13 protein-coding genes are annotated in these 12,887 nt (G+C 34.7%); 10 read left to right on the top strand and 3 right to left on the bottom strand.

Annotated elements, in window-relative coordinates; genetic code table 11:
- Positions 1–799: nuclear transport factor 2 family protein (locus QMO11_RS21505; protein WP_282039987.1), on the top strand; the 799-nt coding region annotated here is incomplete at its 5' end.
- 254 nt (positions 800–1,053) lie between these two features.
- Positions 1,054–1,560: a YkgJ family cysteine cluster protein gene (locus QMO11_RS21500; RefSeq protein ID WP_282039985.1), complete on the top strand. Its 507-nt coding sequence runs from the start codon at positions 1,054–1,056 to the stop codon at positions 1,558–1,560.
- Between the two features lie 63 nt (positions 1,561–1,623).
- Here QMO11_RS21500 and QMO11_RS21495 read toward each other — a convergent pair whose 3' ends face one another.
- Both QMO11_RS21495 and QMO11_RS21490 read right to left on the bottom strand, forming a co-directional pair.
- Positions 1,624–2,499: a 3-keto-disaccharide hydrolase gene (locus QMO11_RS21495; protein WP_282039983.1), complete on the bottom strand. Its 876-nt coding sequence runs from the start codon at positions 2,497–2,499 to the stop codon at positions 1,624–1,626.
- Positions 2,500–2,543: 44 nt separating this feature from the next.
- Entirely contained in the window at positions 2,544–3,503 is a 960-nt protein-coding gene (locus tag QMO11_RS21490) for a ThuA domain-containing protein (protein WP_282039981.1), read from the bottom strand.
- 359 nt (positions 3,504–3,862) lie between these two features.
- Between QMO11_RS21490 and QMO11_RS21485 the strand changes: the two genes are divergently transcribed.
- From QMO11_RS21485 to QMO11_RS21450, 8 genes are all read left to right on the top strand, one after another.
- A complete protein-coding gene (locus QMO11_RS21485) occupies positions 3,863–4,261 on the top strand; it encodes a hypothetical protein (protein WP_282039979.1) in 399 nt (132 codons plus the stop codon).
- Positions 4,262–4,280: 19 nt separating this feature from the next.
- The gene (locus QMO11_RS21480; protein ID WP_068475331.1) at positions 4,281–5,024 is read left to right on the top strand and encodes a polyphosphate polymerase domain-containing protein; all 744 of its coding nucleotides are present in this window, start codon (positions 4,281–4,283) and stop codon (positions 5,022–5,024) included.
- A 40-nt stretch (positions 5,025–5,064) separates the two neighbouring features.
- On the top strand, positions 5,065–5,736 hold the full coding sequence (locus QMO11_RS21475) for a DUF4956 domain-containing protein (protein WP_068475330.1): 672 nt from the start codon (positions 5,065–5,067) through the stop codon (positions 5,734–5,736).
- 2 nt (positions 5,737–5,738) lie between these two features.
- Entirely contained in the window at positions 5,739–6,407 is a 669-nt protein-coding gene (locus tag QMO11_RS21470) for a DUF2490 domain-containing protein (RefSeq protein WP_282039976.1), read from the top strand.
- An 18-nt stretch (positions 6,408–6,425) separates the two neighbouring features.
- Positions 6,426–7,850, top strand: coding sequence for a CotH kinase family protein (locus QMO11_RS21465; protein WP_282039975.1), 1,425 nt, complete (start codon positions 6,426–6,428; stop codon positions 7,848–7,850).
- A 124-nt stretch (positions 7,851–7,974) separates the two neighbouring features.
- Positions 7,975–9,090 carry a sensor histidine kinase gene (locus tag QMO11_RS21460; RefSeq protein WP_282039973.1) on the top strand — a complete coding sequence of 372 codons (1,116 nt, stop codon included), beginning with the start codon at positions 7,975–7,977 and terminating at the stop codon, positions 9,088–9,090.
- The gene (locus QMO11_RS21455; RefSeq protein ID WP_282039971.1) at positions 9,087–9,794 is read left to right on the top strand and encodes a LytR/AlgR family response regulator transcription factor; all 708 of its coding nucleotides are present in this window, start codon (positions 9,087–9,089) and stop codon (positions 9,792–9,794) included. Before QMO11_RS21460 ends, QMO11_RS21455 begins: the two co-directional genes overlap by 4 nt.
- A 303-nt stretch (positions 9,795–10,097) precedes the next feature.
- Complete coding sequence (locus QMO11_RS21450) at positions 10,098–10,715, top strand: trimeric intracellular cation channel family protein (protein WP_068475319.1); 618 nt, start codon at positions 10,098–10,100, stop codon at positions 10,713–10,715.
- Positions 10,716–10,792: 77 nt separating this feature from the next.
- Here the strand turns inward: QMO11_RS21450 and QMO11_RS21445 are convergent, their stop codons facing one another.
- Complete coding sequence (locus QMO11_RS21445; RefSeq protein WP_282039968.1) at positions 10,793–12,346, bottom strand: Dabb family protein; 1,554 nt, start codon at positions 12,344–12,346, stop codon at positions 10,793–10,795.
- Positions 12,347–12,887 lie beyond the last annotated feature (541 nt).

The following is a 12,887-nucleotide window of genomic DNA, read 5'->3' as shown; positions in this document are numbered from 1 at the left end:
AATAATTGTGTGCTTAATTCGGACATACTGCAAAACTATGTACTTTTTACTTCAGACCCAACTTTTGCCGGTGATCCGAAAAGGGCAATTGGAAGCTGTTGACATGTACACCGGAGATAGATACACACAACATAGTACAGGTGTACGAGATGGAGCTGATGGTTTTAAGGAGTTTTTTATGGGCTTTTTGAAAAGGACAAAGATTCGCGATATCCAAATCATCAGAGGTATTGAAGATGACAATTATGTGTTTGTTCATGCTTATCAGGATATTGATAATGGAGTTGCCAAATGGATTACCACTGATTTATTTGATATGGATTCTGAAGACAAAACTGTTGAACATTGGGATTCTATAGCTGCATACAAAGCACCATCTGAAACCGCCTCGGGAAACGACATGGTATTAGGTAATTTTGAGCTAAAGGACTTAGATAAAACTGAAGAAAACAAAGCTTTAATTCGTAATTACATTGTGGATGTGTTTCAGAATGGAAATCTTAATTACCTCAATAAGTATATCTCAACAGAAGGCCTCATTCAACACAACCCTCTTATTGATAATGGTGTTGACGCTTTTTCTGAATATATTACTGAGCATAAAGTATACTACAATTTTGTTTTCAATGTAATAGGGCAAGGCGATCATGTAGTTTCTTTATCAAAAGTAACAATTGACAGAAAAGAGCATTGTGTTTTTGATATTTATAGAATGAAGAACGGTAAAATTGTAGAACACTGGGACAATATAGAGGAAATATCACCGCGCGAAGAATGGGTGAATACAGGTAAATTTTAGATATAAGCAACTCAATTAATATTCTAAATCATTTGATTCACAGAAGAGGCTTTTGAATGTAAAGTTCAATCAAAAGCCTCTTCTGTTATCTTGGTTCATAATAAAGAGGCAATACAACGTAAACGTAACAAACCGCATACTTAAGAAGATTACCAAGAATAGTTTCATAGAAAGGTGGAAATGAACTCCTTTTTGCTACTTTCGCAAAATAATTAGCAAGAGTGCTAATTACTATACTTGAAAAATCAGATATCATGAGTGAATCAATGCGTATATGTTTGTCTTGTGGAATCTGTTGCGATGGGACTTTAATCGGTTTTGTACAACTTCATACAGAAGAAATACCTGCAGTTAGAAAGATAATTGAAGTGGAAGAGGAAGGTCAGCAAGGCATATTTCTTCAACCTTGTAAACAATTTAGCTGTAATGGATGCAAAGTATACGCAGAACGCCCTATAGAGTGTGGCAAGTATGAATGCGGTCTTTTAAAATCTGCGGCTAAAAAGGAATTGACTTTTGAAGATGCCGTAGATGTGGTTGCTGCAGTGAAGCAAAAAACGGCACTTATAACAGAACATATTGCTTCCTTAGATATTAAGCTCCATTCCAAATCTTTTTACTTTCAGATGTTTGAGTTAAAGAAGCTATTTCGTAAAAATAAATCTAACATTGCTTTATCTCCCAGTCAAGAGAAATTACTTGCCGAAGTTGAAGAGCTTGATGAAATGCTTGTTAAGTATTACGATGTGAGCTTTAAGTAGTAAAAAGCCCGTACTATCACAAAGATAAATACGGGCTACATTCTATCTATATACACATCCTGATTATAATCCTGATGCCTTTAGTATCTTTTTTGGAAACTTACTGATTGGTCTAATGCAAATATCCTTGACGTAAGCTTCTGCTCCTTCTGATTGAATTTGTATTTGTCCAGCATCAAGTTTATTTCCTTTATGGTCTTTGGCATCCCATAGAGCAAGAACAACTTTTCCGTTGGTTACATGTATGGCTTTATCGCCAAAAACATATAAATCTACTCTAGTCCATTCTCCATGGGGACTTTCTGTATCAACTGATCTTTTACCTCCGGTACTTACCTCACCATTAACAGGATCCCATCGTTTATTACTATTGGTTTTCACCTTTGCTTTAGTACCAGCCAAGGTAAATAAATCGCCAAAATCACCTTCTTGAATCTGAGACTCTAAACACGATTTCCATACATCCCAAAAGGCACCATGATCACCATAACAGTGGTATAACAAACCATTATCGCGTAATTTATCTAAACGTGGTGCATACTTCTTTTCGCCCCATTTAAATAACAGAGTTAAGTGATAGTTTGAGTACGATTTTTTACTAGTTAAGCCAGCATATACCAATCCTGAAATATTTAACACATACTCTCCATCTGCATCCTTTGTTAGGGTATAAATATCCAATGGATCACCCAAACCAATTGGTGCTTTGTTGTCTCCATTCGCATCTTTTTTATAGCTCGCGGGTATATTTGCAACTGAATTATCTGGAACACCAGTCCATACTTCCCATTTAGTTAAATCTTCATCTAACAATTGTTCCCAATCTTTTGATTTTACTTTTTTAGATGGATATTTCTTTGGGATTTGCTTTTGAGCAAACGCACTTGTAGTCATTAATACACATGCCACAAGAAAGACAATACTTGACCTTTGTTTCATAGATTTTTATTTATTAAGGTTTCTAATACATCAATATAATAGGATTACTTCTTTAAGATAAATTTTCTGGAAGAAGACTCCTCTGCTGTTGGAAAATCATTAGGTAAACTTTGAGTTACTTTACCGCTAGCCGCCCATTCAGTACCTCGTAAAAAAGATACAATAAAACCAACCCCCTCAAATGAATAATCATCGTGCCCCAACGTAGTATGAAATACACGACCTTCTCCATAATCTAAAACCATTAATATTGGTTCGTGCCTATTTGTTGGTGGGTTCGGATTTTGATCTTTTCCTGTAGCTAATATGGTCATATTTTCAGCAGGCCCTCTTAACTTAGCATAGCATTCGTCTTTTGCAGTGAGCCAAACCGTTGGCATTCCTTTGGTAATAGGATGATTTGAATTCCGAACAGTTATCGGGAAATAACCTTGTGGTCCGTGTGCTCCACAACCTCCTGGCGATGTGTCTCTAATTAATTCACCCTCATTATTATAATACACATAAGGTCCATCCTTTTCATTGCGACCACCCCATCCTCCTAAACCAATCATTTGGTTGTATTCTTTCCACTCAGGAAAACTATTATCAGCAGCATGCACTGAAACAAATCCTCCTCCATTGCTCAAGTAATCCTCCAAGGCTTTTTGTGTAGCTTCGGGCCACGGAGCCGCCTTCCAACCAAAGTTAGATACCACTACATCGTATTTCTTAAATTTGGGTATAAAATTAGGGTCTGATTTAGGGTCTTTCAGATTTTCTGTTGCTCCGGCTTTAGCCAAAGCTAAATATTGTTTTTCTCTATCGCCTTTCCAAGTATATTTACTACGATACACATCAACTTTAAATAGTCCTGATTCCTCAAGATATTGTTTCATCATGATAGTTGATTTTGGCCAAACAGCATGATTATTTTGTCCATCAATTATCAATACCTTAAGTTTTGCATTTACACTTAATATAAGTGCAAAAAAGCAGCATGCTGAGATAAGAAATTTCTTCATTGAATTATATTTTAATTAGCTAGGCTTCTTATTTAAATCGAACTCATTTTAGTACAACAATATTAGATCAATTTACTGAAGATGTGGCGTAAATAAATATGATTAAGAAGGGGGTGAATTACACAATTCGTAGTAAATCTTCTAAAAACACTCTGACCAACAAAAAAAATAGTAGAGTAATAATAATACTTTGTAGATAAAATCAGCTCGTTGATAGATTACATTTCACAATCACAGGCGCTTCTAATACATTTACCTTAAACAACGATAGTTAGGGTTAGGATGGTTGAATAGTCCTACAGCTCATAAATAACAATTGAGCTGTAGGCTATTCTTAACAGCATTAAAAAACAAAGAGTATGAAAAAGGTAAATGTAAAAGCGAGAGTATTAATTGCATTAGTTGCATTATTAATAGGGAATGTAGTAACAGCACAACCACAGGGTCGCGAACAACAAGGTCCACCACCAATTCCAACAGAGGAACAAGTAAATAAGATGGTTGATGAAATGTCAAAAGAGCTTTCTTTAAACGAAGAACAAAATGAAGCTATTAATCAAATTTACAATGAACATTTCAAGCTTGTGGCTGAAAAACAGGAAGCTGGAAGACCTGACAGAAGTGAAATGGAAGCGCTTAAAAACTCACTAGAAACTGACGTAAAAGCTTTATTAACTGAAACTCAAAAAGAAGAATATACCGCTTACCTAAAAAAACAAAAGGAACAAAGACAAGGTAAGAAAAGAGCACGTAGATAAAAACATTAAATCCTAAGCTATGAATCTAGATTTAATTGACACCATATATCTAAAAGATATTGATAAGGTAAAGCTCATGAATAGAGTAGATACAAAGTATTGGTTTCATACCAATGCTTTACCTAAAATTCTGGATTGGGCACGGGAGTTCTATTATGTACTCGAAATCAACGAGAAGAAGGTACTCTCCTACTCTACCACTTATTACGATACTGCTTTAAACAGCATGTATATAGCGCACCATAATGGTAAGTTGAATCGATTTAAAATAAGGCACAGAACTTACTTGGAGAGTGGCATTTCTTTTCTTGAGATTAAGAAAAAAAGTAACAAAGGACGTACGGTAAAAAGTCGCATTCCGTCTTCTGCAGATGTGGAAAACTTCACAAATGAAGAGGCCCTATTTTTAGATGAAAATTGCCCATTTACAAGCGATGAATTGAGCCCAAGTATCCAAAACAGATTCAGCCGCATCACTTTGGTAAGTAAAAACCTAGATGAAAGATGTACCATAGATATGGATTTGCATTTTTATACAGACAAACAAGTATTAGAACTTGATAAGCTCGCCATTATTGAAATAAAAACAGATGGTTTACCGAGTTCTTCGCCTCTTAGAGAGTATTTGCTAAAAATGGGTATTAAAAAATCGGGTTTTAGTAAATATTGCATTGGCAGAGCAATGAGTAGTTCTAATATTAAAAACAATTCGTTTAAACACACCATTAGAAAGGTTAACAAAACATTGTGTACACCAGCCTAGTTAAGCCTAAACAATAACAACACACTAATTTATTAAATACATGATACAACAATTATTAGCAGGGGTTTCTGCACCTGAATGGGAAGATAGCATCCGCTTATTAGGTATAAAACTTATTAATGTTAGCGATTTTACCGAGCTATTACTCAGATTAATTATCAATACCGCACTACTCTTTATTATTGTACATTTTATGTACGCCAAAAACAGCCGAAGAAAAGATTTTTACTTCAGTTTTATTGTAATAGGTGTAATTGTATTTCTGCTCTGTTTTTTACTAAGTAGTGTAAAGTTAGAGCTTGGTTTCGCCTTAGGTTTATTCGCAATTTTTGGGATACTGCGATACAGAACAGACGCCATCCCCATAAAGGAAATGACTTATCTGTTTATCGTAATTGGTGTATCGGTTATTAATGCACTATCTAATAAAAAAGTAAGCTATTCTGAGCTTGTATTAACCAACTTGGCCATTGTTTATGGCTTATGGTTCCTCGAAAAAAGATTAGCCATAAAACAAGAAGCATCTGTACAACTCATCTATGAACACATTGATAAGATACATCGCTTAAAGCACGATGAGCTAGTTGAGGATATGAAAGCCAGAACTGGTATTGAAATAACCCGTTTCGAGATTAATAAAATTGATTTCCTCAGAGATGTGGCAGATATAACCCTTTACTATAATGTTAATACACCTAGTAAATCTATTTAAACATGCACAGAAACAATAATCTATACAAAAACATCATTCGTGTTTATTTGCTTTTTATTCTTATTACCACGGGGCTATCACAGGCAAATGCACAAGAGGTAGAAAACACCTTTCAAACCCGTACTGAATTTAAAATGAGTTATAAACTAACTGATAAATGGAAAATTCTGGCCATTCCAGAGTTAAGATTCGACGATTCGTATTCCATTGACAAGTACATACTTGAACTTAAAACAGTTTATACTCCTATTAAAAGATTATCTCTTGGTGCTAGTTATCGTTTTATAGCTAACCAGCGCACTACAAAAGACACAGAATATTTACAACGCTATGCGTTTGATGCCTCATACAAATATAAAATTAACCGCTGGACTCCTAAGGTGAGGTTACGTTATACCAACTATTCTGAAGATAATGCACAAGGCGAGTTTATGCGATATAAGGCTAGTGTAGATTACAATATCAAAAAATCAAAATTTACCCCGTTTGCAGGAGCTGAAATATTTCATGAAATAAGCGAAAACCATCTTTATAAGGTAAGATATTCTTTAGGATCGGAATATAAAATAAATAAAAAGAATGCCATCAGCCTCGCTTATAAACTAGATTACTACCAACAGAAATTAGAGAACAAACATATTATGTATGTTGGATATAAGCTAAAATTCTAAAATCTAAAAAATAACGATATGATTAAATACAACTTTTTTATACTACTAATAATCGGAGTAATTCTGATGGGATGTAGAGACGAAGATGCGCTGAATGAAAATAATGATGAGGACACTGAAGAATCGGTTACTAATCCTGCTGATAACCCTGATTACAGCGATTGGACAGTAGAAACACATAGTAATAGTGCTGCATTAAACTATGATATTGTTTTTGCTCAAGATACCGTAAAACGCTTAGATATAATTATTAGTAGCAGTAATTGGTCTACTATGCAAAGCGACTTAGCTGCTAACCTTGGTAGCACAAGTGGTCCTGGTGGTGGCGGTCCTGGTGGCGGAGGCAACAACTTGGCAACATCCGATTATGATCCGGTTTGGGTACCTTGTTCTTTTAAATATAACAATACTGAATGGTACCATGTAGGGGTTCGCTTTAAAGGAAACTCTAGCTTACAATCGGCTTACCAATCGGGCAATGGAAAATTATCGTTTAAACTTGATTTTGATGAATTTGAAGATGATTATCCAACCATAAAGAATCAACGTTTTTATGGATTTAAAAAGCTCCACATAAATAACAATTATAATGATGCTTCGCTGATGCGCGATAAAGTTGCTGCTGATTTATTTCGTAAGTTCGGATTAATAGCTGCACAAACAAGCTTTTGCGAACTGTATGTTGATAATGGCTCGGGTCCTGAATATTACGGATTATATACCATTATTGAAGAAGTTAGCAACACAGTAATCGCCACACAAACGGGCGATGATAGTGGTAATTTGTATAAGCCCGATGGTACTGCTGCCAGCTTTGCAAATGGCACATACAATGATGATGAAATGGTTAAAAAGAACAATGAAGACCTTAACGATTATTCAGATGTAAAAGCTTTATACGATATTATAAATAGCAGCGATAGAACTTCAAATACAGAAACTTGGAAAACAAACCTCGAGAATGTATTAGATGTTGATGTTTTCTTAAAGTGGCTTGCTGCCAACACTGTAATACAAAACTGGGATACTTATGGCAGAATGACTCACAACTTTTATCTATACAATAATCATAACACAAACCTATTAAATTGGATACCTTGGGACAATAATGAAGCCTTACAATATGGTAAAAATGGTGGTGCACTAAGTTTTTCTATGAGCGAAGTTGGTAGTTCTTGGCCCTTAATATCGTACCTAATTGCAATATCTGAATACAATACTATTTATGAAAATTATTTAAACGAGTTTATAAATACCGTATTTATTCCTTCAGAGGTAAGTAGCATTTACGATAGTTATTACAACTTACTAAAAGAATTTGCTTATAACGAACGCTCTGGCTATACATATATTGGCTCTGATTCAAATTTCGATGCTGCGGTAGACGAACTAAAAGCACATGTAACAGAACGTAACAATGCCGTAATTAACTATTTACAATAAGAACACACATATAGTTATCATGTAGTTTATCCGTTTGTAGTTAGTAGAGAGTATTTAATATTCTCTACTGACTTCAAACTAAAAAATCACCAACTATTCTAAATCATAACCTATATTTGCAAACATGAGAAAGTTAAAAAACACATCTCTTATATATACTGAGTTAATAGTACTAGCCTTTATTTGGTTAATTATACTCGCTGGACCTGTTATATTTACAGCTGATGATCAAACTATTAGTTGGGATCACTTATTGCATAGTTGGCTTAAATTATTGCCTTTTTTAGTTTTAACCCTATTCAACCATTTCATACTTGTTCCCTATTTATTTTTCAGAACTAATAAGTGGTGGTACTTTATAGGAGCCCTATTAACCTCTGTAGTTTTTGTTTTGGTAAGCAACCAAATTGCTAAATTTCCTCCTGAAGGGGAACCCCAAAGTATTAGCGCACCAAGGCCACGACACAATGTACCACCGCACATGCGTGATAATATGCAACGTCCACCACACCCTCGTAATGAAAACCCCAACAGACGACCAAGTCCTTTGCCTCCGCAAACCAACGCATTTTTATTGGCCATCTTAATTCTAGGTTTTGATACAGGATTACGAACTGTTTTTAGATGGATAAAACTTGAGAAAGAGCGAGATAAAATAGAAAAAGAAAGCGTGCAAAACGAACTAGCATTTCTACGCAATCAAGTTAGTCCGCATTTCTTTATGAATATGCTTAATAATATCCATTCGTTAATTGATATTGATACCGAAGAGGCCAAAGGTTCTGTAATTCGCTTATCGCACCTAATGCGACACCTTTTATACGATTCTGAGGCAGATAATATTCCATTATCAAAAGAAATTGGGTTTATTACCAATTATGTTGATTTAATGCGCCTTAGATATTCATCTAAGGTTGAAATAAAAATGTCCTTACCACAAGATGTACCCGAAACTAATATTCCACCTTTATTATTTACATCCTATCTAGAGAATGCATTTAAGCATGGCGTAAGTTACCGTGAGGCTTCCTTTATTCATATTGCTATTACAATTGAAGGTAAAGTACTCTGCTTTAATATTAAGAATTCAAACCATAAAAAAAGTAGCCAAACAGAAGAGTCTGGCATTGGAGTTGAGAACTCCCGAAAACGACTTGATTTACTCTATAAAAATAAATACACTTTAACCACCGAAGACACTCCTAGTTATTACTGCATAAACTTAAAATTACCCCTATGATAAAATGTATTGCTATAGATGACGAACCATTAGCTCTTAAACAAATGCTTGCTTACATAAAAAAGACTGGGTTTCTTAGTTTAGTTGCTGATTTTGATAGTGCCATAGAAGCCTTACCTTTTTTACAAAATAATGAGGTAGACCTAATGTTTGTTGACATTAATATGCCGGATATTAATGGAATGGAATTCGTAAAATCTTTAAATAATCCACCTAAAGTAATATTCACCACTGCCTACAGCGAATACGCTTTTGATGGCTTTAAGGTAAATGCAGTTGATTATTTATTAAAACCCATAGCGTACTCCGAATTTTTAAAGGCTGCATCAAAGGCTCAAGAACTGTACTTTAAACCCCAAGAAGAAACTATAGAGCACAACGACGAATACTTATTTATTAAATCAGAATATAAACTGGTGCGCATCAACTATCGAGATATTAAATATATTGAAGGCATGCGCGAGTATGTTCGTATATTTTTAGATAATGATACGCCACTAATGGCACTTATGAGTATAAAAAAGTTGGTTGAGCATTTACCTTCTAAAGATTTTATGCGTGTGCATCGTTCCTTTATTGTAAACCTAAACAAAGTAAATATGGTAGAGCGAATGCGCATTGTATTCGGCAAAACTTACATACCGGTAAGTGAGCAATACAAAGCCGAATTTCAATCTTTTTTAGATGATAAGTTTTTAAAGTAAGAATAACGAAGAGGTGTTTTAATCTTGTGCTCCTTTTTATAAATCATTATCACTTTAGATTCTCAAGTTTTTCTATGCTGTTTTTTCTTTGTATGATATTTTGCAGATGAATAAAGAAAATCTATCAACAATCTAAAAACAGAAGATTCATTATATCATACCAATGAATACTCCGTTCTATTTACCTACAAATCAATCCATCCTATTACTTTTTAGGCACTTACTTATTTATTTTCATATTTCTTAAAATAATGGTTGAATTTCCATCTCAATTACTATTTTTGCGCGCAAATAACGGAAGTAATGGATTTCTTAACTTTGGCGGATTACGCAGGAACATGTGCCTTTGCAATTAGTGGCACTTTATCAGCTTCGGAAAAAAGACTGGATTTATTTGGAGCTGCTTTTATTGGATTTGTAACTGCCATAGGTGGCGGTACAACACGTGATGTACTTTTGGGTAATACGCCAGTTACTTGGATACAGGGCAATACTTATTTTATTTTGATACTAAGTGCCATCCTCTTTACCTTTGTTTTTCATCGCTATATTATTAAGCTAAAAAATACTCTCTTCCTTTTTGATACTTTAGGAATTGGAGCCTTTACAATAATTGGCTTGGAAAAAGGACTTGAATTTGGTTTAACGGAACCTGTTGCTATTATAATGGGACTTTCATCTGCGGTAGTGGGTGGGGTAATTAGAGATACACTTTGTAACGATGTACCCATCATATTTCATAAAGAAATTTATGCAACAGCCTGTATTGCCGGATCGATAGTATATCTAATATTAGCGAAATTAAATGTGAATTTAATAGTAACGGAATCTATTACAATTTCTACTATTATTATAGTTCGCTTACTGGCTATAAAGTTTAATTTAAGCTTGCCCACTGTTACTACAGCACAAAAAGATTAAAGGCTCGTATAAGAGTAGTGCGAGATTTAACGCACTACTTTTCAAATAACTCGGTGTGTACTGTTTCGTTGTGCTGATTATTCCTTAGTCCAATAATCCATAACGAAAACATCATCTAATAATGGTACTATTTTTTTACCTACTGCTAAATGTGCTTTATGGAACACATAGATTTCTCTGCCATGCACATCGTTAAAAGTAATTGTAAAACAATATTCAAAACCTTTGCTAAGCCCTTCGGTACTATTATTTATACCCCACTCTAGTTTACTGATTTCAGGGATTTTATTTTTAAGGTTTACAAAACTTTCCAGTGCTTCATCAATCTCTTCCTGATTGGCATCCGCCTTGAATTTGAATCCAACTACATGCTTTAATACTTTACTTGAATTACTTGGATCTTCTATACCAACTTTGTAAGCCGCTATTTTTCTTACTCCGAATTCGAAAGAACCTGCTATGAGAAAGTACGCATCGTCAATTTTTAGCGAGCGCAAACCATAATAAATAGGAAAACCTGCTTCTAAATAATTAATGGGACTAAGTATGCCTTGCTCATTTAACTTACACAACTGAATACTGGCATCATCTCTGGTACCAACAGCAATTATAGCCTCTTTATTGTTTACCGAAATAACTTCAATTCTTGTTTGGCCTTGTAGTTTTGTGTTTTCATCATCAATCAACACGGAGTGTGGAACAAGTTCGCCTTTCTTATTCACTTTAAATACAGAAACCGCATCGCCATGATATACAAAATCCGTATTTTTAATAAAACCACTTCGTTTATAGTATTTATGATGCCTATGCCCTACAATAACATAGTAGTTGCTACCTATCTGTGCTCCCGTAACCGGATATGTTCCGGTTAAATACCTGTCGCTTGTATTATCGCTTATATTATTAATATTCTTGAACTTACCACTTTCATACACTCTAAAGCTACTAATGCCATTATCTTGAAATCCTCCGGTATATAAAAAGGTCTTTCCTCCTATTTTATGAACAAACATACCAATGATGCCATCCGTATGTATCTTGTCATCATCCTTCATGGATTGCACATGAGAAAGCTTACCATCCTCATGAATTTTAAAACAACTGAGACCCGGTGTTTTTTCTAAACCTCCTGCAAAAAGATAAGAAGCATTTTTCATGTGCACCACCTGCAATGTAATTCCAATTCCAATATGGATTTCCTCGGTATCGTGTATCATAAATACCTGTTCCAAGGCTCCATCTTCTAATATTTTGTATACTTCTATGGCATCGCCGTGTTTATTAGCCACAAATAAAAAGTCGTTCCCATTGATGTTGTCAGCCACCATGCCCCTTGCCGGCCCTTTCTTTTTGTATTGCTCCTGACTTTCAACATGACTTAATTTTCCTTGGGCGTTCAAACTAAAAACATCAATATCTCCAAAGCCTCCGGCATATATATAATGCTTGCCATTTTTTTCATAACTGGTTACTGAAACGGTATTTTCACCCGAAACGTCTTTAAAATCTGTTCTATAAAGGCTTAAGTTATCTGAAACTTGTGCTGTACCAATTTTGCACAGAAGCAAAGAGATTAAAAAGACATATTTTTTCATACCGTTCATGTTTTCTTGTATTTGTTTTGCAAACATTATCATAAAATTAGATTCCTTTATGAGTTATCACATCACTCTGTTTTGTATAAGCAGCACAACTTTGCATACAAAAACTACTCTATGTTCCGTATACTGAATTTTAATGGCTATTTACACATCAGTGAGGATATCTAACTCGGGTATGATAACAGCAGAACTTCTGCTATGTTCAGCTAAAACAAATACTTTATTCCCTATAATTTAAAGAAACACCGTATATACTTGAAAAGAAAGCGATGGAAGAGCTTTATCCGAAAAGTACAAGCGAAGCTACCCGTAAGTAAGGTGTTGTGAGAGGGTCTCCGCTAGGCTAAATGCCTAGCAGCGCTCTGCTCGACTATAGCCAATTTTTTTTTCATCTATTACTTTCCACTTGCCGTTTTCTATTTTAATCAGGTATGGTCGATGAAAACCACCTCCTGTTCCATTTGGCCAGCCATATTTATAATCAATAACTACTAATTCGAATCAAGGGTTAAAAAGCATAATTTATAAATGCGGCAGACAATTTACCAAAGGCATGTACAATCAAGCCTTT

The sequence above is a fragment of the Saccharicrinis aurantiacus genome (genome assembly GCF_947489045.1).
In the GTDB taxonomy this organism is placed as follows: domain Bacteria; phylum Bacteroidota; class Bacteroidia; order Bacteroidales; family Marinilabiliaceae; genus Saccharicrinis; species Saccharicrinis aurantiacus.
The sequence above is the reverse complement of the archived record's forward strand: the minus strand, read 5'-3'. Positions and strand labels throughout refer to the sequence as shown.